The sequence below is a fragment of the Nocardia sp. NPDC006630 genome, from assembly GCF_040611495.1.
In the GTDB taxonomy this organism is placed as follows: domain Bacteria; phylum Actinomycetota; class Actinomycetes; order Mycobacteriales; family Mycobacteriaceae; genus Nocardia.
Map to the genome: position 1 here is coordinate 167,294 of NZ_JBEXOK010000001.1, position 22,578 is coordinate 189,871.

General features: G+C 65.6%; 20 protein-coding genes and 1 tRNA gene. 11 read left to right on the plus strand and 10 right to left on the minus strand.

All coding sequences use genetic code 11. The features are described 5' to 3' along the window. Window positions 1-159 precede the first annotated feature (159 nt). Window positions 160-819 (minus strand): PhoU domain-containing protein, encoded by a 660-nt coding sequence (locus ABZX86_RS00790; protein ID WP_355118691.1) that lies wholly within the window; start codon window positions 817-819, stop codon window positions 160-162. Window positions 820-1,059: 240 nt separating this feature from the next. Between ABZX86_RS00790 and ABZX86_RS00795 the strand changes: the two genes are divergently transcribed. Then, window positions 1,060-2,259, plus strand: a complete 1,200-nt coding sequence (locus ABZX86_RS00795; RefSeq protein ID WP_355118692.1) for an AI-2E family transporter — start codon at window positions 1,060-1,062, stop codon at window positions 2,257-2,259. Here ABZX86_RS00795 and ABZX86_RS00800 read toward each other — a convergent pair. Together ABZX86_RS00800 and ABZX86_RS00805 are read right to left on the minus strand one after the other, a co-directional pair. After that, a complete protein-coding gene (locus tag ABZX86_RS00800) occupies window positions 2,256-3,131 on the minus strand; it encodes a DMT family transporter (protein WP_355118694.1) in 876 nt (291 codons plus the stop codon). The two genes, ABZX86_RS00795 and ABZX86_RS00800, sit on opposite strands and share 4 nt — an antisense overlap. 85 nt (window positions 3,132-3,216) lie before the next feature. Further along, window positions 3,217-3,573, minus strand: a complete 357-nt coding sequence (locus ABZX86_RS00805) for an immunity 51 family protein (protein ID WP_297621924.1) — start codon at window positions 3,571-3,573, stop codon at window positions 3,217-3,219. Window positions 3,574-3,674: 101 nt separating this feature from the next. On the opposite strand from ABZX86_RS00805, the gene ABZX86_RS00810 reads away from it, so the two are divergent. Then, window positions 3,675-5,036, plus strand: coding sequence for a DUF2252 domain-containing protein (locus ABZX86_RS00810; protein ID WP_355118696.1), 1,362 nt, complete (start codon window positions 3,675-3,677; stop codon window positions 5,034-5,036). A gap of 22 nt (window positions 5,037-5,058) precedes the next feature. Here ABZX86_RS00810 and ABZX86_RS00815 read toward each other — a convergent pair whose 3' ends face one another. After that, the gene (locus tag ABZX86_RS00815) at window positions 5,059-5,904 is read right to left on the minus strand and encodes an AraC family transcriptional regulator (protein ID WP_355118698.1); all 846 of its coding nucleotides are present in this window, start codon (window positions 5,902-5,904) and stop codon (window positions 5,059-5,061) included. Between the two features lie 75 nt (window positions 5,905-5,979). Between ABZX86_RS00815 and ABZX86_RS00820 the strand changes: the two genes are divergently transcribed. Further along, entirely contained in the window at window positions 5,980-6,792 is an 813-nt protein-coding gene (locus ABZX86_RS00820) for an alpha/beta hydrolase (RefSeq protein ID WP_355118700.1), read from the plus strand. 704 nt (window positions 6,793-7,496) lie between these two features. Here the strand turns inward: ABZX86_RS00820 and ABZX86_RS00825 are convergent. Together ABZX86_RS00825 and ABZX86_RS00830 are read right to left on the minus strand one after the other, a co-directional pair. Next, the gene (locus ABZX86_RS00825; RefSeq protein WP_355118701.1) at window positions 7,497-9,377 is read right to left on the minus strand and encodes a DUF222 domain-containing protein; all 1,881 of its coding nucleotides are present in this window, start codon (window positions 9,375-9,377) and stop codon (window positions 7,497-7,499) included. 4 nt (window positions 9,378-9,381) lie between these two features. After that, entirely contained in the window at window positions 9,382-9,579 is a 198-nt protein-coding gene (locus ABZX86_RS00830) for a hypothetical protein (RefSeq protein WP_355118703.1), read from the minus strand. A 279-nt stretch (window positions 9,580-9,858) separates the two neighbouring features. Here ABZX86_RS00830 and ABZX86_RS00835 point away from each other — a divergent pair, with 279 nt between their 5' ends. Then, window positions 9,859-12,990 (plus strand): arabinosyltransferase domain-containing protein, encoded by a 3,132-nt coding sequence (locus ABZX86_RS00835; RefSeq protein ID WP_355119771.1) that lies wholly within the window; start codon window positions 9,859-9,861, stop codon window positions 12,988-12,990. A gap of 87 nt (window positions 12,991-13,077) precedes the next feature. Then, window positions 13,078-14,223: a pyridoxal phosphate-dependent aminotransferase gene (locus ABZX86_RS00840; protein WP_355118705.1), complete on the plus strand. Its 1,146-nt coding sequence runs from the start codon at window positions 13,078-13,080 to the stop codon at window positions 14,221-14,223. A 7-nt stretch (window positions 14,224-14,230) separates the two neighbouring features. Here the strand turns inward: ABZX86_RS00840 and ABZX86_RS00845 are convergent, their stop codons facing one another. Next, window positions 14,231-15,451: a trypsin-like peptidase domain-containing protein gene (locus ABZX86_RS00845; protein ID WP_355118707.1), complete on the minus strand. Its 1,221-nt coding sequence runs from the start codon at window positions 15,449-15,451 to the stop codon at window positions 14,231-14,233. Window positions 15,452-15,831: 380 nt separating this feature from the next. On the opposite strand from ABZX86_RS00845, the gene ABZX86_RS00850 reads away from it, so the two are divergent. Both ABZX86_RS00850 and ABZX86_RS00855 read left to right on the plus strand, forming a co-directional pair. Continuing rightward, on the plus strand, window positions 15,832-16,827 hold the full coding sequence (locus tag ABZX86_RS00850) for a helix-turn-helix transcriptional regulator (RefSeq protein WP_355118709.1): 996 nt from the start codon (window positions 15,832-15,834) through the stop codon (window positions 16,825-16,827). Continuing rightward, window positions 16,824-17,213 (plus strand): hypothetical protein, encoded by a 390-nt coding sequence (locus ABZX86_RS00855; RefSeq protein WP_355118710.1) that lies wholly within the window; start codon window positions 16,824-16,826, stop codon window positions 17,211-17,213. Before ABZX86_RS00850 ends, ABZX86_RS00855 begins: the two co-directional genes overlap by 4 nt. Window positions 17,214-17,237: 24 nt before the next feature. Here ABZX86_RS00855 and ABZX86_RS00860 read toward each other — a convergent pair whose 3' ends face one another. Then, the gene (locus ABZX86_RS00860; protein WP_355118712.1) at window positions 17,238-17,609 is read right to left on the minus strand and encodes a DoxX family protein; all 372 of its coding nucleotides are present in this window, start codon (window positions 17,607-17,609) and stop codon (window positions 17,238-17,240) included. Further along, window positions 17,606-18,133 carry a nuclear transport factor 2 family protein gene (locus ABZX86_RS00865; RefSeq protein ID WP_355118714.1) on the minus strand — a complete coding sequence of 176 codons (528 nt, stop codon included), beginning with the start codon at window positions 18,131-18,133 and terminating at the stop codon, window positions 17,606-17,608. Before ABZX86_RS00865 ends, ABZX86_RS00860 begins: the two co-directional genes overlap by 4 nt. A 106-nt stretch (window positions 18,134-18,239) precedes the next feature. On the opposite strand from ABZX86_RS00865, the gene sigJ reads away from it, so the two are divergent. After that, the gene (gene sigJ / locus ABZX86_RS00870; protein WP_355118716.1) at window positions 18,240-19,130 is read left to right on the plus strand and encodes an RNA polymerase sigma factor SigJ; all 891 of its coding nucleotides are present in this window, start codon (window positions 18,240-18,242) and stop codon (window positions 19,128-19,130) included. A 92-nt stretch (window positions 19,131-19,222) separates the two neighbouring features. Here the strand turns inward: sigJ and ABZX86_RS00875 are convergent. Beyond that, window positions 19,223-19,296, minus strand: a tRNA-Met gene (locus ABZX86_RS00875). A 116-nt stretch (window positions 19,297-19,412) separates the two neighbouring features. Between ABZX86_RS00875 and ABZX86_RS00880 the strand changes: the two genes are divergently transcribed. The 3 genes from ABZX86_RS00880 (at window position 19,413) to ABZX86_RS00890 (ending at window position 22,430) form a co-directional block, all read left to right on the plus strand. Next, on the plus strand, window positions 19,413-20,417 hold the full coding sequence (locus ABZX86_RS00880; protein WP_355118718.1) for an AraC family transcriptional regulator: 1,005 nt from the start codon (window positions 19,413-19,415) through the stop codon (window positions 20,415-20,417). A gap of 142 nt (window positions 20,418-20,559) precedes the next feature. Beyond that, window positions 20,560-21,681 carry an acyl-CoA dehydrogenase family protein gene (locus ABZX86_RS00885; protein ID WP_355119773.1) on the plus strand — a complete coding sequence of 374 codons (1,122 nt, stop codon included), beginning with the start codon at window positions 20,560-20,562 and terminating at the stop codon, window positions 21,679-21,681. 95 nt (window positions 21,682-21,776) lie between these two features. After that, window positions 21,777-22,430: an SDR family oxidoreductase gene (locus ABZX86_RS00890; RefSeq protein WP_355118720.1), complete on the plus strand. Its 654-nt coding sequence runs from the start codon at window positions 21,777-21,779 to the stop codon at window positions 22,428-22,430. Window positions 22,431-22,578: the final 148 nt, after the last annotated feature.

Below are 22,578 nucleotides of genomic sequence, written 5' to 3' on the forward strand. Positions count from 1 at the left end.
CCGCGGCTTAGTCATGGTATTCGTCACGTTTGGGGCCCTTGTCGGATTTCGGGTGTCCGTTGGATGCGGTGCTACTCGAAAAGACCTCGCCATGAAGCAATTCGGGCAGCGTACTCCTGGCGATACGGACCCTTACGACACACCCCCGATATGAGGCGGTTACCCCTCCACTTGTGCGTACAGCGGAATTCCGGTGTGGAAGAAGCGAATGAGCTGACCGATGCGCACACTGTGGTCGGCGCAGCGCCCGAAGTGGTGCGCCAGCATGGCGATATCGATGGCCATGGCGCTGCCGTGCGGCCACCCGGCATCGGAGGCGGCGTCGGCGACCTGCGCCCGCAATCGGTCCAGCGTCTCGTCGCGCGGCACCAGTATCCGATCCCGTGGCGGGTTCTGGGCGGCAATGACTCTCACCACGGTCCCCGCCATATCGGCCACGGCGCCGGAGATTTCCGCGAGCATGTCGCTGAGGGGTTGCAGGGCAACCGGTTCCGGATAGCGGCGGACCACCACATCGGCCACCCGGCTCAGCGCGGCCGCGACGCCCAGGAGATCGTCGGCGATCTGGATGGCGGTCACCACGTGGCGCAAATCACGCGCCACGGGCGCTTCGAGAGCCAGCAGGATGACCGATCGGTCCTCGCATTTGGCGTGCTCGATCTGCACCTGCTCCTCGAGCGCGAACACCTCGTAGGCCGCAGTGAGGTCACTGCCCACCAGCGCCACCGAGGCACGCTCGGCCGCCTCATGCGCCAACCGCGCCATATGCGCCAACTCGTCGGTCAGCGCCATGAGCTCGATGGAGAATTTCGTTCGCACTCGCATATCTTGTCCGCCCGCCCACACAACTGCACAATATCGCGGCAAAAGCATTCCCTCCGAATGCGTCTCGGCCACGTCATCGGAAAATAACCAACCGACCAGTCGTATTGATGACGCGGCGATGTCCAGACGTCGAATTCGATTCACCAGATGTTCGTTCGCCGGGGTGCTATAGACGGCGGTTCGGCCCGGTGCGTCGGGAGAGAAAAACCGCGCGCCTTACCCGACACTGGACCGATGGCCGCCCATCCCGCTGCTTCCGAGCAGAACGACGAGCCGGTCGAGAGCGCCGCCTCCGACGGCACGCACCCCGGCAGCACCGCGCGATCCGGGGACGCGCCGCCGCCGGAGAGCCGGATGCCGGTGTGGCTGCCCCGCGCCATGGTGATGGCGCTGGCACTGCTCGGACTGTTCGAGCTCGCGAATTGGGCTGCGCACGAACTGATCGGCATCGCCATCATGATGACGGTCGCGTTCTTCATCTCGCTGGCCATGGAACCCGCCGTGGACGGGATGGCCGCGCGCGGCGTCAATCGGGGACTCGCGACCGCGATCGTCTTCATCATCGTGTTCGCCTGCACCATCGGATTCCTCGTCACGCTCGGCATCCTGATGGTGGAGACGGTCGGGAATGTGCTCGACGAGTTGCCGCGCCTGCTGGAGGAATTGGTCAGCTGGGTCAACCACACGTTCCATCAGAATTTCACCGTGGACCAGCTGCGCGATCGGCTGTTCAAGGACTCCGACGTGATCAGCTCGTATGCCGAGCGGGCGGCCAATAACGTATGGGGACTGTCGAATACCGTGCTCGGCGGCTTCGCCCGGGTCGTCACCATCGCGCTGTTCAGCGTCTACATGACCGCGGACGGGCCCAAGCTGCGCCGCTCACTGTGCTCACTGCTGCCGCCGGCGAAGCAGGGCGCGGTGCTGCACGCCTGGGATCTGGCCATCGACAAGACGGGCGGATATCTCTACTCACGGGCACTGCTCGCCGTCATCTCCGCGCTCACACACGGTGCGTTTCTCTGGATCCTGGGGATTCCGAACGCCTTTGCGCTCGGGATCTGGTTCGGCGTCATTGCCTCTTTTGTCCCCACCATCGGCACGTACATCGCGGGCATTCTGCCGATTCTGGTGGCGCTCACCATCAAACCGATCGATGCCGTGTGGATCGTCATCTTCGTGGTGGTCTACCAGTGGCTCCAGGACTATGTGCTGCAGCCGCGCATCACCGCCCGCACGGTCGATGTGAACCCGGCGGTGGCGCTGCTGTCGGTCATTGTGGGCGGGGCGCTGCTGGGGGCTGTGGGCGCGCTGCTGGCCATTCCGGCGACCGCCACGCTGCAGGCGTTCCTGAGCGAGTACGTGAAGCGCTATGAGGTCAATGAGGATCCGCGGATCGAACGCACCGGCGGCAAGGCGCGCAAGAAACGTTAGGCGGGTGCGGGCTCCGGGATTTCGGCGCGGGACCGCGCGGTGCCCAGGATCGACCCCAGGATCACCAGCGGGAAGCCGATGGCCATTCCCGCGGTCAGCGGCTCGTGCAGCAGGCTCACGCCGATGAGCAGAGCCACGGCCGGATTGATGTAGGTGATGACGGTGGCGCGGGCCGGGCCGACCTCGCCGATGAGTGCGAAGAACACCACGAAAGCCAGTGCGGTGCAGAGCAGGCCCAGGCCGACCACCGACCAGCTGGCAGCGGCCGGATAGTGCGCGGGCAGGCGCAGCATCGCGAACGGCAGGTAGATGACGGCGGCGAACACCAGCGTGGCGGTGACCACGCCGATGGGCGGAAGACCGGTGAGCTTGCGGGAGATGATGATCGGGCCGAGCGCGTAGCCGACGACGCTGATGGCGATCGCGCCGAGCGCACCCATATTCGAGACATCGATATCCAGGCCGACCAGCGCGGCCACACCGGCGAAACCGATCAGCAGGCCGATGATGCGGCGGGTGTCGAGGCGCTCGTGGCCGCCCACTGTCACCAGGACAATGGCGATCAGCGGGACCGCCGCGATCAGCAGGCCGACCGTGGAACTGGTCAGCGTCGTCTCGGCCTTACCGATGAGCAGCCAGGGCCCGGTGATCTCGACGAGGGTGTAGACCAGCAGCCAGCGCCACTGCCGCAGGACGGGCAGGAAGACCTTGGTGTACAGGGCAATAGGCAGCAGCACCAGCGCGCCGAGGGCGGTGCGCCCGAAGGCCACCACCACCGGATCGAAGTCGCCCACCGCGACCCGGATCATGGCGTACGGGACGCCCCAGATGACGCCCATACCCAGGAACAATGCCCAACCACGCCGGCTCATGACGGCACTCCTTCCGATCGCCCCGGAGCGTATGCGAACACCCCGACACGGGAACGCCGCCGCTACCCGCATCCATCCCGCGTGGTCAGTCGAACCATTCCGGATCGCCGGCCGCGATGAATCCGGTGAGCACCGTCTGGTCCTGGAATGCCTCCTGCAGTAGGAGACCCAGCTGCCGCAGCGCCTCCGCATCGGTCCCGTAGGCGACGAACGTGCCCGCCTCCGGGTCGAAATTGATGCGTTCGGCGAGTTCGGGGGCGCGCAGGCTCACAGCGGACTGGGCGACACCGGCCCAGCCGTAACCATTGCCCTCGTACCCGGCCTCGGTGAAGTTCTCCTCCAACTCGACCATGTGGTTGTCGGAGAGCATGAGGCAGTAGTTGCCGGGGTTGTGGTCGTACTCGAAAAAGACCAGGGGTGCGAAGGTTTCACGATCAGTCACAGCGCGGACGGTACCGACCGGCCCTGACAAGCGCATCCAGTGCACACACCCGGGGCCGCCAGCTGCGGGTTCAGCCGCAGGCGAGGCACTAGAGTCCGAGCATGACGACATCGGATACCGCGGTGAGCACCACCGGCGCCGACACCGCCGAGGAGGGCCGAGCGGTCCGCAAGCAAGTGCCGCGGACGAGCTTGGGCCAGTGGGAACCGGCGGCCGATCGGATCGATCCGATCGAGGTGCTGGAGCGGCAGGCCGCCACCCGGGTACCGGAGCTGGTGCGAATTCGATACGCGCGCATGGCCGCCGGACAATTCCCGTTCTATCGGGGCGCACCCGCGATCTTGGCCGCCGATCTCGCGGCCGGGCCGAATACCGGGCTCACCGTCCAGCTGTGCGGTGACGCGCACCTGTCGAACTTCGGGCTGTTCGCCTCGCCCGAGCGCTCACTCATCTTCGATATCAACGACTTCGACGAAACCCTCCCCGGGCCGTTCGAATGGGATGTGAAGCGGTTGGTGGCGAGTGTCGCCGTCGCGGCGCGCGCCAATGGCTGCGACGACGACGAGGCGAGCGAGGCCGGTGCCGCCGCGGCCACCGCCTACCGCGAGACCATGAACCGGCTGGCCGGTATCGGCGATACCGAGGTCTGGTACGAGCGCGTCGATGCCGAGCAGGTCGCCGAGCTGCTGAGCCCGAAGGATCGCAAGCGCACCGAAAAGGTGATCAGCAAGGCGAAGTCGCGCACCAGTCTGCAGGCGCTCGACAAACTCACCGAGCCCGGACCTGATGGCACGCCGCGCATCAAACAGGATCCGCCGCTGGTCATGTCTGTTCCCAATACCGAACTGGCGGACCTGGATTCGGTGCTGGTCGACTACGGCAATACATTGCCGGAGGAGCGGCGCGTCCTGCTGAACCGCTACCAATTGCGGGATATCGCAATGAAAGTCGTCGGCGTCGGCAGTGTCGGCACCCGCTGCTTCATCGCCCTGCTCACCGGCCGCGCCACCGGCGACCCGCTGTTTCTGCAAGTGAAGCAGGCCGAAGAATCGGTGCTCGCGCAATACCTGCGCTCCAGTGTCTTCCGGCATCAGGGCCACCGCGTAGTGCACGGCCAGCGCCTCACCCAGGCCGCCAGCGATATCTTCCTGGGCTGGGCCACCGGCCCCGACGGCAACTTCTACTACTGGCGTCAGCTCCGAGATATGAAGGGCTCGTTGACAATCGACGACATGTCCTTCGCCGAACTCCGCCAATACGCCACCCTCTGCGGCCAGACCCTGGCCCGCGGCCACGCCCGCTCCGGCGATCGCGTCGCCATATCCGCCTACCTGGGCACCAATGACGTATTCGACCGCGCCATGGGCGAATTCGCCCTCGCCTACGCCAATCAAACCCTCACCGACTACGACACCCTCCAGGCCGCAATCAAATCCGGCCGGATCGACGCCGCCACCGACTGAGTTGGCAGAGGTGGTCGCAGCGTCAGGCGGCGGCTTTGAAGCGGCCAGGGGAAGTGGCGGTTCGGGTGCGGAAGAACTTGGCGAAGTTCGCGGGGTCGTCGAAGCCGAGGCGGCGGGCGCATTCGGTGGTGGTCAGGTCGCCGTGGACGAGCAGGCGTTTGGCTTCGAGGATTACGCGATCGTCTATGAACTGTTTGGCGCTCATACCGGCGGCGGCGTGGGACGCTCGGCTCAGGGTGCGGGCGGAGTAGCCGAGTTCGCTTGCATACCAGGAGAGTTCGCGGGATTCGTGGTGGTGGGCCTCAACGGCGCGGGCGAAGGCGTCGAAGACTTCGCCGGTGGCGCGGAAATGCTGTCCGGCTCGCGTTCGCAGGAGGATCACCTCCAGTAGGTTGCGGAGGATCCTGGCCGAGTCGAGGAGGGGGTCGATCTCGACCGCGGCGTATTCGCTTCGGAGGTGCTCGATTGCCTCGGTGATGAGGGGTGTGGTCTTCGACATCGGGGAGACCAGCATCCCCGGTGGATCGGCGCCGATGATCGCCGTGGAGACGAATTCCGGGCGGAGCAGGACGAGGCTGCCCTGGACGTCGGTGATGTCGTCCCAGCGATGGGTCCAGCCCGGGCGGATCCACGCCAGATCGCCCGCGCCGAAGGGGTGTGCCGCGAAGTCGACCCGCAATCGGCCGTTGCCGTCGGTACAGCTCGCCAGTACATGGAAGTCAGCCCTGATCACTGGGGAGGATTCAGTACCCGCGCGCATAGTGCGCAGCTCCTCGAAGGTCAGTATCTCGAGGCCCAGGGCAGATAGCGCACCGGACTCATACCGCATCGGCAGGATCTGCCGTTCCTGTCCATTTTTGACCGTCATCAGTCATGAATGTACCTCGTCGGGATCACACTTTCCGAATAGCGTCGACATAGAGCGAAAAGAGAGGTCGACACCATGATCATCAAGACTGAAACTATTGTGGTACAGGGTGGTTCACTGGAAATCCAGTTGCAAACCGGTGATCCCGAGGTACCGACACTGATCTTCCTGCACTACTGGGGCGGCTCCCACCGCACCTGGCGCCCGCTGATCGGGGAACTGAACTGGGCAGGCCCGGTGGTAACTTATGACCATCGCGGCTGGGGCCGATCCCGAGACCTTCCCGGCCCCTACGAAATCGACCAGCTGACAGACGATCTGGAACGCATAGTCACCGAACTCGGTGCGCGCCAGTACGTCCTGATAGGCCACTCGATGGGCGGAAAAGTCGTGCAGCTCTTCGCCGCCCGCAGGCCCGCAGGATTGATCGGCGTCATATTGATCGCCCCGGCTCCCGCGCACCCGGCCATCAGCGAGCCGGAGCAGCAGGGACTCTCACACGCCTACGACAGCGAAGACACCATCACAGCAGCCCTCACCCACGTACTCACCCACCACCCACTCCCCCCTGACCTGCAAGCCCAGGTAGTCACCGACAGCCTCGCCACCACCCCACCCGCCCGCTCCGCCTGGCCCCTACATTCGATCGCCCAGGACATCACCACAACCGTGGCCTCCACAGCAGCGCCCGTCCTGATCCTCGCAGGCGAACACGACCAGGTAGACCCACCCGCAACACTTCTCGAACACCTCCTCCCCCACCTCCCCACCGCCGAACTCGAAACACTCCCCGAAACCGGCCACCTCTCCCCCCTGGAAGTCCCCACCACCCTCGCCACCCGCCTACACAAGTTCCTCAGCGAAAAAGCCAGTCCCGCAACCCCCTAACTCCCGAGCGACCATCACAAAGACCGCCGGGAAGGCGGCCATCGACAGGCAGTAGCGGGAGATGTTCAGCGCTCGACCACCAGCAGTCTTCATCGTTGTGTTCTATCTCGAGAACGCAACCACAGCCGGTCGACCCAGCTGGAACCGCAGGTACCCCTCCCAACCGCGGAAGGTAACTCGGGTACCCCTCCCAACGCGCCCAGCACGGCCATCTCGGGCTTTGCCCGCACCCCCTGCTGACCAACCCTGTCCGGGAAGCAAGAAACCCAGGTGCACCGACCGTTTCGGCATAGAAACCGTCGGCCACCGAGGACGGAATAGCGGGTGTCTCTGCGGCACAGCGGATATGGGGTCTGTTGCCGTGCGGACACCTGTTGTGTGGTCGCGGAGAAGGGTGGTGTGGTGCCCGCTTCGGGGGAGAGATTCGAGGCCGAGGCGAGCCGGTGCACCTGGGTTGCTTGCGCCGAGGAGAGGTGTTGGGTCACCGGGTGCGGGCAGGGCCCGAGATGGCCGTGCTGGTGACGTCGGGTGGGGTACCCGACCTTGGCTCCCCAGCAGGGGAGGAACCTGCGGTCCCGGACGGGGTGACCGGCTGTGGTCCCGTTTCAAAGACAAACCCCGAAATACCCACCCGCGCAACGACCTGTAGCACCGGCGGGCAGGAGCCCCGGCGGTGGAACAGGTGTTAGCGGGTGGGTGGCGGCCTATTGTCGGTTGTGCTGCCACTCTCGTTCATTGCGGTCCCGGATCCGCACCAGTGCAGCAGCTTTCAGCTCGAGCGGGTGGTGCAGGTGGTTCACCTGTGGTTCCCCGGTCGGGTTGATGTGCGGGGGCCCGATCCACCCGGTCCTGCCCGCGAACTCCGAATCCGGTCCCATCACCACCGTTTTCCACCCACCGGGCCCGTCGTGAACCTGCGCATGGCAGTGATCGCAGGCCAGGGTGAGGTTGTCGATATCGGTCGGCCCACCCTGAGCCCACTCATCGATATGGTGCACCGCGCACATCGTCGCGGGCATATCACACCCGGGCCGGGTACAACCCCGCTCCGAGGCGATGAGTGCCAGTCGTTGTGCGGCACTGGCCAACCGGGGAACCCGGTCGGTACCGACCGTGCGCGGACCGAACACCAAGCACGGGGGTCGAGTGCCTGCGCCGAGGCTCGCCGACCCAGACCTGAGCTGGATGCCACTCTCGGTGCTCGAGGCGTGGGAGTCGTGGTCGAGGGTGGCCGAGCCGGACTCGCGCTCGGTGCCGGTCGAGCGGAAGCCATTGCTGGAACCGGCCGGACGTGAACCGAACTCGGGACCGGCAGGGCCAGGCCCGTCGCTGAAGCTCGCCGACACGCAATCACCCTCGTCGCCGAACAAGCACAGGTCGAGATCGGAACCGCCTGCCTGCGAAACAGGCTCGGGGCTCGCGGAGCGAGCGCCGGAATCGAGGCTCCCCGAACGGGACTCACACACGAGGCCGCTCTCGATACCCGAGGAGCTGCGGAGGTGGTCCAGATCCGCCGACCGCTCACCCCGACCCAGATACAGGGGCAACCCCACCGGATTCAACACCGCCAGATACTTGTTCGACTTCACCGCCAACTCCAGAGCCTCGGGGATCGACACGATCCCACCCGAAGCCTTCGTCGCCACACCGGCTTCGGCTTCCAGATCGGCCACGCTCATCGTCACGATCACCGACACCGGCAACCCCCGATGCTTACCCAGCTTGGCCGGGCCACCGAACTCCGGCCGCAAAAACGCCAGCAACGCATCATGATTACGCTGCGCGGGGGTACGGGTATCACGCTCGACACACGCCGCCAACTCCTGCGCGGTGAGCTTGTGGTCCGACACCCACGGACTCTGCGGGTCCTTCGGGTTGCACATGCCCGGGCGGGCCAGCTTGGCGAACACCGGCTCGAGGACCGAGCGCAGTTTGCGGTTGATCTCCCCGTTCCACGGCGACATCCCGTCGGCGCGCTCGGCACCGAGGGTGAGTCCGCGCATGCGTTCGCGGTCGGCGTCGGAACTCAACGAACCGTCCGGGTCGAGGCCTGCGAGCAGCACTTCGCCCATGACGGGCAGCCCTTCGGGGTAGCCGGTGGGGGCGAATTCGGTCAACTGCAACTCCGTGGCCTCGCGCACGTCCAGGTCGAGGCTGCCGGGCAACCGGTTCATCACCGTCATGATCCGACGCACATGATCGACACCGATCACCCCGTCGCGATGCGCGGCGGCCACGTGCGCGAGGGTGGGTTCGAGTTCGACCCCGGACACGATGCGCGGACCGGTCTCTACCGCGACGCTGACCCGGGAGGCGGCATCGGCGCGGGAGATGCCCAGGGTTTGACGCAGGAACACCTTCGGAGAGGCGACACCACCACGCTGGGCCAGGCCGCGGCTGGTGGTTTCCACGACGAAACGGGTTTTGACTGCTTCGAGCTTGCGCGTGCAGGTCTCCACTTCCCGCATGAGGGCAATGAATTCATCATCCTGCAACGGAACCAAGGACGCGTTCAGGAGGTGATCGACCGCCACCGACAGTGCGCGGGCACTGTCGGTATTCGCGGATTCTCCCCCTGAATTCATACCCCTATTCTACCGCCGCAACATAGGTCGGGAAAGGCGAATCATGTTGTGATATCAGGATATTCAGACTGGCGAACCGACCAGCCTCTTTCACATCCTTGTTCTTTTCTTGTTTTGTTCTTTTGTCGTTTTCTCTTCTTCTCGTCCAGGCGTCTTTTATCTCTTGCACTTCGCTCTTCTTGTTTCTGTAGAACGGGACCACAGCCAACCTTCCCGCCGGAAGCCCGGCCCCGCCTCCCAGGCCGGCGGCAGCGTAAGCCGGGTACGACTCCCAGGGTTCTCACACCTCTTCCCGGTCTTGCATGCCACCACCGAACCAACACCGTTGCTAGTATCCGAAAGCGTGACCTTGGTGCTCAGCCGAAGACAGCCGCCCGACGATCAACCACTGGATTCCCAAGTCGAGCAACAAAATTCTGCCCGATTATGGCGAATTGTCGCGATCGTTGCGGGTATTTTCGGTGCGCTACTAGCGGTGGCAGTGCCACTGCTCCCGGTTCAGCAGCAGCAAGCGTCGTTCTCTTGGCCGCAAGGCGGACAGGCAACAGGCGTGACGTCGCCATTGGTGTCATATTCACCGGTCAGCACGAATATCGACGTCCCCTGCGCAGCAATTTCCACGCTGGGACCTCGCGGCGGCAACCTACTCTCGACCGTCCCGCCCGCATCCGGACAGGCATGGCATTACGGCCTGAATGTGCTTGTCGCTCCCGCTGACGCCGGTAACCGACTCCAGGTGGTGCTGCGCGACAAGGTGCTCGTCGATACCGCCATTGCCGACCTGCCCCAGGGCTGTCAGGTATCGATCGCCTCCGACAGTGCCCGCACCACCGTGAATGTCAGCGGCGCCGCTCCCGTCGTCCAGGATGGCGACCATCGGCCCCAATTGGTAGGCGTATTCACCGACCTCACCGGCAGCGCACCCGCGGGAATGCGGGCCGACATAGTCATCGACTCCCGCTTCACCACCTCCCCCACAGCCCTGAAGCTGGCTGCGATCATCGGCGCTCTGGCCGCGACAGCATTGGCGCTGTTCGCATTGCACAGGCTCGACGGCCTGGACGGTCGCCGTAATCGCCGAGTGCTGCCGCACGGCTGGTGGCGGCCGCGGGCGGTGGATAGCGTGGTTATCGCGATCCTGGTCCTCTGGTACTTCATCGGGGTCGGGACCGCCGACGACGGATACATCTTCGGTATGGCTCGGACAGCCGGGCACGCAGGGTATCTGGCGAACTACTTCGCCTACTTCGGAGTGCCGGAAACACCGATCGGGATTCCCTACGACAATGCTTTCGAACTACTGTCGCGGATTTCGCCGGCGAGCATTGTGGTGCGACTACCGGAATTGGTCTTCGGCATTGTGTGCTGGCTGTTGATCAGCCGCGAGGTGGTGCCGCGACTCGGAGTCGGCGCACGGCGGGAGCGGGCCGCGATCTGGGCCGGGGGGCTGGTGTTCCTGGCTTTTTGGCTGCCCTACAACAACGGTATGCGGCCCGAACCCGCAGTCGCGCTGGGTGTATTGCTGGTATGGGTCTCGATGGAACGCGCGCTCGCGACCCGTCGCCTCGCGCCCGCTGCACTCGCTTTGATTCCGGCGGCGCTGGCGGTGGTCACGAACCCGGCGGGCCTGATCTGCTTCGCGGCGCTGCTGGCCGGGGCTCGGCCGCTGGTGCAGATCATTGTCGAGCGGGCACGCAAGGTCGGATACACGGCATTGATCGCCCCGGCCGCCGCCACCGGACTGGCGATTCTCGCGATCGTCTTCGCGGGCCAGCCGATCGCCGAAGTCAGCGCTATGAGCCAGGCGCACAATGTGGTCGGCCCGGATATGCCGTGGTACGACGAGTCACTGGTCTATCAGGATCTGTTCCAGGCCACCCCGGACGGCTCGATGGCGCGCCGGTTCGCCATGCTGATCATGTTCCTGGCCTTGGCATTGTCGGTGCTGGCGTTGCTGCGCGGCAGCGGGCGGATTCCCGGTCTCGCGGCCGGACCCACTCGGCGCATTGTGGGGACCACGCTGGCCGCGCTGCCGCTGATGGTGCTCTCACCGACAAAGTTCACCCATCATCTGGGGGTATTCGCGGGGCTCGCCGGTGTGGTCGCGGTTGTGGCGGCTGTTGCGGCGGGGCCGAGAGTCATGCGGTCGCCGCGCAATCGGGCGCTCTTCGCGGCCGCCGTGTTCGCCGTGCTGGCGGTGTCGTTCTCGAGTTCGAACGGCTGGTGGTATGTGGCCAGTTATCGAATTCCCTGGTGGGACAAGCCGATATCGGTGCACGGCATCGCGGCGGGCACGGTTCTGCTGGCTGTCGCGGTGCTGCTGGTCGGAGTTGCGGGGTGGCTGCACATTCGGGAACCCTTCCGCCGCACCGAGTATCGGCCGCGACGGCGCATTCCGATTCTGACGATTGCCGCGGCGCTGGTGGTGACCTTCGAGTTGGCCTCCTTCGTCAAAGCCGGAGTCGAGCAGTATCCGGCGTATTCGCTGGCGAAGTCGAATCTGGCCGCGCTGGCGGGCAAACCGTGTGGGCTGGCGAACGATGTGCTGGTCGAGCCTGATCCGAATGCGGGGATGCTGCAACCTGTTTCGGGAGATCCCGCAACCACCCTGGGCGCGGCGGCCAGCGGATTCACACCCAATGGCGTCAATCTCACCGACCTGACTCCGGACGCCTCGGACGCGGCTTCTGCTTCCGTCGGCCAATCCCTCGGCAGTGCGGGCACCACCACCAAGGCCGGGACCACGGACAACAGCGCTGAGCACGGGGGCGCGGGGGCGCACGGCAGCAATGGCAGCACGGTTCCGCTGCCCTTCGGATTGAATCCGGCCACCACACCGGTGCTCGGCAGCTACGGCAGCCCGGGCGCCACGAAAACACTCACCTCCGGCTGGTACCGGCTGCCCGCCCCGGACGCGCACGGCGATCGGGGCCGGATCATCGCCATCGCCGCCGCCGGGCGCATCGCCTCGACCGATATCGACAATCTGCCGGTGCCCGGTCAGAGCGTCCAGGTCGAATACGGCGCGACCACCGGCACTGACGTGCAGCCGCTCGGACGCGTCACACCCGATGACGTGAGCGTGCTCCAGCCGTCCTGGCGGAACCTGCGAGTTCCCCTGCAGCAGTTGCCATCTCAGGCGACGGCCGTGCGGATTGTCGCCACCGTCGACAGCTCCGATCCAACGCAGTGGGTGGCGGTGACCCCGCCACGGGTTCCGCAGTTGCGCACCCTCGACGATCTGGTCGGCCACACCACCCCGGTCCTGCTGGATTGGCTTGTCGGCCTGCAGTTCCCGTGCCAGCAGCCGATGCTGCACCGCTACGGGGTCGCCGATGCCCCCGGGTACCGCATTCTGCCCGACCTTTCCGGCGCGACCATGACCAGCAACTGGGAAAGTCACACCTCCGGCGGGCCCCTCGGTTACATCGGCCTGGTGTCCCGTGCCGATGTGCTGCCGTCCTATCTGGCGGATGACTGGAAACGCGATTGGGGCGAAATCGAACGGCTCGTCCCGTTCGATCCGGGCGCGTCCCCGGCACGGCTCGACACCGTCACCGTGCAGCGTTCGGCCCGGTGGACTCCGGGACCGCTGAATTTCGGTATCCGGTAGGCGGGACAGCGCGGTACGTATTCGGGCGGGTGTACTGCGCTGTGCGGTCATATCGGCAAAGATGTTCGCAACAACGGTGTAAGGGCGATGGTCGAAATGCTTGTCGAACGGCTGCGGCCCTTTCACTCCTCGGTTTTCGGGGAGATTTCACAGCTGGCGGTGGTGCACGGGGCAATTGACCTCGGGCAGGGTTTCCCCGATTACGGGGGTCCGCAGGCGATGCTGGATATCGCCAGGGCGGCCATCGCCGACGGGATGAACCAGTATCCGCCGTCGAATGGGCAACCCGGATTGCGGGAAGCCATCGTGACCGAGCACGCGGAGCGCGTCGGCAGCGATTACGACGTGGACACCGAGGTGCTGGTCACCTCGGGCGCCACCGAGGCCCTGACCGCCGCCATCCTCGGGCTGGTGGAACCGAGCGATGAAGTGGTCCTCATCGAACCGTTCTACGACTCCTACGCGGCCGCGGTGGCAATGGTGGGAGCAACTCGGCGCACGGTGGCAATGGTTCCCGACGGTGACGGATTCACGCTCGATCTCGATGAATTGCGGCGGGCGATCACACCGCGGACCCGGCTACTGGTGGTGAATTCACCGCACAATCCGACAGGTTCGCTATTGACCGTGCCGGATTTGCACACCATTGCCGAATTGGCTTGTGCGCGAGATTTTCTGGTGGTGGCCGACGAGGTCTACGAGCATCTGGCCTTCGATCCGCATCCGCATGTATCGATCGCCTCGCTGCCGGGAATGCGGGAGCGGACGATTGTGGTGTCCAGTGCGGCAAAGACTTTCAATGTCACCGGTTGGCGGATCGGCTGGGCGCTCGGGCCGGCGGAATTGATCGAGGCGGTCCACGCGGCCAAGCAGTATCTGGCCTTTGTCGCCGCGGCGCCGTTCCAGCCCGCTATCGCGTATGCGCTCGAATATGAGCGGGAGTGGGTGGCGGCCAGTCGTATCGAACTCCAGCGCAAGTATCAGCTGCTCTCGAGCGCGCTGGACGATCTCGGTTTCGACGTGAAGCGCAGTGCGGGTGGATATTTCGTCTGCGCGGATATCGGTTCGGACGGTACGGCGTTCTGCCGGGAGCTACCGGCTCGCGTGGGAGTCGCGGCGATTCCGGTGTCGGCGCTGGCTGACCGATCGGACTGGAACACGCTGGTGCGCTTCGCCTATTGCAAACAGGATGCGACGCTGCACGAAGCGATTTCGCGGTTGAAGCGGGTCTGAGCGAGTATCAGCCGACCGGACCGGTTCCCAGCGCCACCTGTCCCTGCTGTGCTCCCGATTGCGGATCGGTCCACTTGAAAGTGACCCGGTCGCCGGGCTTGTACGAATCCATGCTGTTGGTCAGCGCCGTAGCGGAATCGATGCGGTTGCCGTCGGCAGCGGTGATCACGTCACCGGCCGCCAGGCCCAGCTGCGCAGCCGGGCCGCCGCTGACCACCTGCTGCACAACGGCTCCCACGCCATCGGAGGTACTGACGGAGACGCCGAGGAACGGTGTGGCACCGATGTGCACGGTGGCCGACTTATTGCCCGAATCGATATCGTGAGCGATCGAGAGCGCCTGATTGATCGGGATGGCGAAGCCCTGCCCGCCGCCACTCTGCGCACCGCCGCGCTGCATGCGGAAGCGATAGTTGGTCGATGCGGCGGTATCCATGCCGATGACCTGACCGGAGCTGTCGATCAGCGGGCCACCGGAGTCGCCGGGCTGAATGTTCGCCGCGATCTGGATGAGCCCCTGCAGCTGCTCGGAGCTGCCGCTCGACTCGTCACTGGCGGTGATCGTCTGTCCCAGCGCGGTGACCTGGCCCGCCGCCACGCTCGGCTGTCCGGTGCCGCCCGCATTGCCCACGCCCGCGATCTGCTCGCCCACCGTGGCGGAGTCCGAATTACCGATCGGCGCGGTCTGCAGGCCGGAAGCCCCGGAGAGCTTGAGCACAGCCACATCCTGGGAGCGGTCGTATCCCACCACGGTCGCGGGGTAGGTCTGCCCATTGCCGAGATCGGTGACCGAGATATCGGTCGCGCCCGTCACCACGTGATTGTTGGTGAGTATCTCGCCGTCCGAGGTGAGCACGATGCCGGTGCCGGCGGTTTCGGCGCCCTGCATCCCCAACTCCGAGTTCACATTCACCAACCCGGGGATCACACCCTGCACCGCGGTATCCATCGCAGCCGCATTGGGTTGGGTGGCAGCGGTTTTCGAATTGCCGACCGGCTGCACGAGCGGAGCGGGCCATCCGGCCTTCCCAGCGGCCGGCTGCGCGTGCTGGGCACCAAGCCCGAAACCCATGGTGCCGAGCCCGACCGCGCCCACACCGACCGCTGCCGCGGCAGCGAGCGCGAGCACTGCCGTCCGGCCGCGATGCGGCGATCGCGGCGGTTGCGGCGGAAGGGGTTGCCCGTACTGGGGCCACTGCTGCGGGTCATCTGGTCGCTGCGCGCTCATGTTTCCAGGAAACCCCGCGGACCTGAGAAGTCGCTGACTGTCAGGTTGCGCTTTGCTGACAGTGCTCGTCCGAGGCAGGCCGCGGCACCGGACGCGGGTGGGGGTCCGACAGCAGGGACCCCCACCGGATGGCGTCGCCGACCGGGCGAAATCATGCGGAACCCAGCCTGCTGTCGACCGTTGCTCGGTCCTCCCCTCCTCCGTTCAGACCGAGAAACGTGTTTTCGATAACTCTGTGCGGGGGCTCATTCGCCCGGCGTTCGAAAGCCTGTCTCGCACAGTAGATTCCATCGCTGCAGCGGCTCTACCTTTTTCCTGCCCGTTCGCGGTCATTTTCTGCCCACCGGACATGCCCGCCGTCTGCTTGTAGGCTTGCCGTGGTGCGTGAAAGGGGCGGTGTGATCGATGCGGAATACGGGAAAGAGACCTTCTCGACCGACGATGACGACCCGGCCGCGTCGTGGTACGAGTACCTCCAGCAGCGGCAGGGATCGGTTCGGCTGGGATTCGGCTCGGACCACTTCAGCTCGGATGCGTACGCCCAGAACGTCGGCCCATTCCAGGTCGTAAGGTTCACCTCCGGCGCACTGGATTACCAGCGCTCACATCGCAATGTCCGATCCGATGGCGACAACAGCTATCGGCTGCTCATCCCGCTGCAAGGTCGGTTCAAGTTCGAGCAGGGTGATTCCAGGGAAATCTTCCAACCCGGAAAAATCTGCTTCTTCCATTGGGGCCGCCCGCTGTGGATGACCCATACCGGGACGCTCAGTGCCTTGATCATGACCGTCCCCGAAAGATCGGTCGATTCCGTACGCGCCGAGCATGCCGCACTCGCACTGGATGAGAAGCGGCCGCTGGTACGTGCTTTGGAGGCGCAGGCTCGAATCCTCGTCGAAGCCGAGGACTGGACGGCAGCGGATTTCAGCATTGCCTTCTCCAGCGCCCTCACGCTGCTCGATGGAGCGCTGAACCCCGCTCCCGCCATGAAGTCCGGTAAGCGCGCGATAGACGCCGAACGCGCACGACGTCTGATCGAGCATCACGCGAACGATCCCCGGGTGACTCCGGCCACCATCGCCGCGATGTTGAACATCGGCGAGCGGACGCTGTACAAGGTGCTCGAGAGCGCCGGATACCCGTCGCCGGGCGCGCTGCTGCGCACGATCCGCGTCGAGCGCGCGCATCGGCGATTGTCCATCGCACTGCCGGTCGATATGGACAGGATCGCCTTCGAGGAGGGCTTCCCCAGCACCCGCAGATTCCGAGAGGCCTATCGAGAGCACTACGGCCAGACCCCGGCCCAGATGCGCGAACAGCTTTTCAGCGCCCGAGTGCCGCGTGACAGGCCTCTCGTGAACAGCAGGTGGCGATGACGTCGGCGCGTGAGGTTCCCGATCCCTCCTCCGCCTTCAGCGGCACCCGCCACTGGGTGCCCGCCCGCGGCCTGTCCAACGGACTGGATGGCCGCGCCTGGGGAATCCTCGCCGACCTGAGCGAATCGCAGGTCTACAGGGTGCTTTTCGCGCTGACCGATGCGGGAATCGCGGGCTACGTCCTGCCGGTGCGCGCGACGACCAAGCTGGAACCCAGCGATCCCGATTTCGTGTGGCGACTCTGGGTCGACATCCAGAGGTACGGCGCGGCCCAGGATCTGCTGATGGACTTGCTGCGCTACGGCCGCGAGCGACGCCGTTCGGCCCCGGTGCCCGGGCGTCGCCGCCGTCGAATGCGCGTGCGCCTGATTCGCAAGTCACCGTAATGCCGGCCGATCTTGCCGGCGGGGTCACCAGCCGTAGGGGCCGAATCGGCCCCAGGCGACGAACGCGGCGAGCAGGAACAGGACGAGCGAGACCACGATTCCGCGTGACTCCCTTTCGCGGATATGCAGGGCTGCCGCCAAGGCCATGACGATCGCCAGTCCGGTCGCGGCGAGCGGTGTCAGGATCGGTGCGATCCCCGTGGCGGCCGGTGCGATCAGCCCGATCGCGCCGAGCAGTTCCACCGCGCCGATGAATCGCACCGCCGCCTGGGAAAAGTTGTGCATCCACGGATACTGTTCGGTCAGTTTGTCCTTCGGCTGGGCAGCTTTGGCCAGGCCTGACATGAGGAACAGAGCGGCCAGGAGCGCCTGGACGATCCACAAGAAGACGTTCACCGCGCTTCTCCCGCGGGCTCTAGGTCGACCACGCCCTTGCCGCTGACGATGTCCAGCGGCACCGAGACCTGGTCGTGCGCGATCAACCACGTGCCGTCGATCTTCCGGAAGCCGTAGGTGACCCTGACCCACATTCCGCTCGTCGCCGTCCCGTCCTGCAGCGTGCCGCTGATACGAGCGAAGCCGTGGCCGAATGCCACATCGGCGCCCACAGTGAGCGTCAGGTCACGAAGCTCATAGGTCACATTCTCGAAGACCGTGAACACCTTCGCCCAGTTCGCGAGTTTCGCCGCTGCGCCGACATGCTGGAGCGGTGGCTCGACATCGAAGGACACGACGTCCGTTGTGTAGAGCTGCCGCACGGCGTCGAGATCCTTGGCTCGGAGTCCTTCGATCACCTTGTCGATTTGCCGGCGAATCCGGGCCGCATCTTCCTCGCGTTGCGTCGGGATACGGTCAGCGAGTGACTGAAAATCGTTGGGTATCGTCATGATTGGCTCCTTCGGGGTTGCTGAAAGCGTCACGACCTTCCGACGACGCAGCCGGCCGGAATGTCAGGCCGCCTCACAATCCGGGTCGCTATTTCGTCAAATGCGGTGAGGGACGCATCGATCGAAGGAGCCGCACACCATGACTGATCCGCACCTGCCCTCCGTGGTCAGCGAACGCCGTCAGCTGATCAATCTCGCCTACCGGCTGCTGGGCTCGCTGGCCGAGGCCGAGGACGTGGTGCAGGAGACCTACGTGCGCTGGTACGCGCTCTCCGAGCGGCAGCGGGAGGATGTGGTGGTGCCCGGCGCCTGGTTGACGACGGTCGCCGGCCGTATCTGCCTCGATCTGCTCGGCTCGGCGCGCGCCAGGCGGGAACGCTATGTGGGCGAATGGATTCCGGAACCGGTACCCGACCGCTCCGAATGGCTCGGTGATTCCGCGCCCGCCGATCCCGCCGACCGGGTCACCCTCGACGAGTCGATCAGCATGGCCTTCCTCGTCGTGCTCGATTCCATGACACCGGCCGAGCGGGTGGCGTTCGTACTGCACGACGTCTTCCGCTACTCCTTCGCCGAGGTCGCCGACGTGGTCGGGCGCACCCCCGCGGCGTGCCGCCAACTCGCCTCCAGCGCCCGCCGCCGCATCCGCACCCGGCAGGGCCCGTCGAGCACCCAGCGCGCCGAGGTGGTCAAGGACTTCAAACGGGCCTGGGAGACAAGCGATATCGCGGCCCTGATCGGTCTGCTCGATCCCCAGGCCACCGCAACCGCCGACAGCGGTGGCCTGGCCGTGGCCTTCCTCCACCCCATCACCGGCAGCGAGCAGATCGCCCGCGCCTGGATCGAAATCGCCGCCCGGGGCCCACGGGTGACACTGCTCGAGCGCACGGTGAACGGCCAACCCGGCCTGGTGGCCCAACTCGGCGACACCATCGTGTCGGTCTACGCCTTCGACATCGCCGACAACCGGATCACTCGCATCTGGGCGATCCGGAATCCGGAGAAACTGCGGACCTGGACAGCCGGGTGAGCTGCTGCGAACGCGCACCGGGAATGCCAGCGTAATGCCGGACCAACGCGAAAACGGCCCGGAACCAATTGGTTCCGGGCCGTTCTGCCTAGTAGCGGGGACAGGATTTGAACCTGCGACCTCTGGGTTATGAGCCCAGCGAGCTACCGAGCTGCTCCACCCCGCGTCGGGTAAACAGAACAGTACACGGGGGTGGCGGATACACCAAAACGGCTGCGGACCTCGGTGGTTCGGTGTGCCGCCAGGGGTGGGTGGCGGGGGGATTGATAGCGTCAGGGCGATATGTCCCCTACCGATTCCCGAAGTACGCTGCCCATTCAGCGGGTGCGGGCGATTGTCGAGCTGGCGCAGCAGCGCGGCTGGGATGTGACGGGCATGCTGGACGATGCGGGGATTGCTCCGGAGCTGTTGGCGGAGGGGCGATCTCGGGTCACCCTCGAGCAGGTCGTGGAGATGGTGCAGCGGCTGTGGCGGGTCACCGATGACGAATTGCTCGGGCTGGGGCTGCATCCGATGCCGCGCGGCACGCTGCGGCTGGTGTGCTTCGGGCTGGTCGGGGCCTCGACACTGGGCGGGGCGATTCGCCGGTTCGAGAGTTTCCGCCGGTCGCTGCCGGGTTTACCGCCCATCACCCTGATCGAGCACGACGGTGAAGCGCGGGTGACCTTCGATATCAGCGAGGTCAGCCAGCCGGTCGGCATTGTCATCGACACCATGCTGACCATTACGCATCGGTTCATCGCCTGGGCGATCGGCGGGCGGCTGCGGCTGCGGCGGGTCGAGGTGCCGTATCCCCGGGACCCGGAGGTCGATGATTACGAGTTGATTTTCGGTGCGCCCGTGGTCTTTTCGGCGCCGGCGCCGATGCTGGTCTTCGACGCCGCACTCTTGGATCATCCGGCCACACGCACCGAGGACGAGCTGCTCGGCTTCCTGCAAAACGCCCCGGCCGGCGTCCTCGGCCCGCGCGACTATTCGGTATCGCTCGCCTCGCGGGTCCGGCGCATTCTCGAACAGGGACTCACCGGCGCGTGGCCGAGCATCGAGGATATTGCCGCAGCCCTGTCCATGAGCCCGCAAACGCTGCGGCGCAAGCTGCGTGAGGAACACACCTCGCCCCGCGAGATCCGGGAACACATTCTGCGGGACGCCGCCATCGCCAGTCTGGTGCGCGGCGACGAGACCGTATCGGCGCTGTCACGACGACTCGGCTTCTCGGAGCCGAGCGCCTTCTCGCGGGCCTTCCGGCGCTGGACCGGCAGCGCACCGGGCTCCTACCAACGCTGACGTACCAACGCTGACGCTCGAGCATTCCGGTCAAGAAGTCGAGCGAGCCGGTCATAGGCGTACCGGACAAATCGCCTTACCGTCACGGCAGAGCCGATTAGAACAGAGGAGTTCACTCGTGGCCCTGCACCGCTCGCCGTGGATGGATGAGGACCTGGACGCGCTGTCCGATCTTGCGCGCAAGTTCTTCGAGAAGGAATGCGCCCCCAATGAGGACCGGTGGGCGCGCCAGCACCATGTCGACCGCGAACTCTGGAACCGCGCAGGCGAATTGGGCCTGCTGTGCCTCAGCATTCCCGAGGAGTACGGCGGTGGCGGCGGCACCTTCGCGCATGAGGCCGTCGTGCTGACCGAACAGGTTCGCGGCCTGTCCCCCAGCCTCGGCAATCCCGTACACAGCGGGATCGTCGCGCACTATGTGAACGCGTACGGCACCGAGGCGCAGAAGCAGCACTACCTGCCGAAGATGGCGTCCGGCGAACTGGTCGGCGCGATCGCCATGACCGAACCCGGCACCGGCTCCGACCTGCAGGGCATCAAGACCAAGGCGGTCAAGGACGGCGACGACTACGTCCTCAATGGCGCCAAGACCTTCATCACCAACGGCTATCTCGCCGACCTGGTGATCGTGGCCTGCAAGACCTCCGAGGGCAAGGGCGCCGACACCGTCTCGCTGGTGCTGGTGGAGACCGAGCGCGAGGGTTTCCGCCGCGGCCGCAATCTGGAGAAGATCGGCCAGCACGGGCAGGACACCTGTGAGCTGTTCTTCGACAATGTCCGTGTGCCGCAGTCGAATCTGCTCGGCACCGCCGAAGGCATCGGCTTCATCCAGCTCATGCAGCAGCTGCCGCAGGAGCGCCTCATTCTGGCCGTGATCGCCGCGGCCGCCATCGAGAAGACCGTCGAGGTCACCCTGGCCTACACCAAGGAGCGCGAAGCCTTCGGCAAGCCGATCTTCGCCTTCCAGAACACCCAGTTCACGCTGGCCGAATGCGACACCATCAAGACCATCGCCTGGAGCTTCACCGACGACTGCGTCAATAAGCACCTACGCGGTGAACTCGACGTCCCCACCGCCGCCAAGGCCAAGTGGTGGCTCACCGAACAGCAGTGCAAGGTCGCCGACGAATGCCTGCAGCTCTTCGGCGGCTACGGCTACATGGCCGAATACCCGATCTCCCGGATGTACGCCGACGCCCGCATCCAGAAGATCTACGGCGGCACCAACGAGATCATGAAGCTGATCATCGGCCGCACGCTGTAACCAGCACCGGCAAGAGGGCGGCCCCGGAGAAATTCTCTCCGGGGCCGTCCCTGTGCAACGGCAGCACCGCCCTGGGCCGCCGTAGACTCGGCATCATGCGAATCGCCATTATCGGAGGACATGGTCAGATCGCCTTGCAGCTCACGCGCTTGCTCAGTGAGCGCGGGAATGTGGTGCAGGCCGTCATTCGGAACCCGGCGCACGCGCGGGATGTGGAGGCGGTGGGCGGGCAGCCCGTTGTGCTGGATCTCGAGGGGCCGGGGGCGGATGAACTCGCCGCGGCGCTGAGTGGGGTGGACGCGGTGGTGTTCGCGGCGGGGGCTGGGCCGGGCAGTGGTGTGCAGCGCAAGTACACCGTTGATCGGGACGGGTCGGTGCGGCTGGCCGAGGCTGCGGAAAAGGCCGGGGTGCGGCGGTTCTTGCAGATCTCGACCATGGGCGCGGGGAAGCCTGCCGCCGGGGGCGATGAGCAGTGGGTTGCCTATATCGATGCGAAGACGCAGGCGGAGAACGACCTTCGGGCTCGGGACCTCGAGTGGACCATTCTGCGGCCGGGACGGCTCACCGACGAGTCCGCGACGGGAAAGGTGCTGCTCGCGGAAAGTGTTGCCGCCGGCAGCGTGCCGCGCGCCGATGTGGCGGCGGTCCTCGCCGAGTTGCTGATCACCGGAAGTGCGGCCGGCCGGGTTCTCGAATTGATCAGTGGGGATACCCCGGTCGAGGCGGCGGTCGCCGCCATCCCCGACTGACACAGCTGCCGAAACAGCCTCGGCCACAGCGAAAATGCAGCAGGGCCCGGCGGCGATCAGCGCACCGGGCCCCACGCACCGCTGACGGATTCAGAGCAGGATGGTTGTCCGGACTCTGCGGGGAGCTCACCTGAAGCGTGAAAACGGC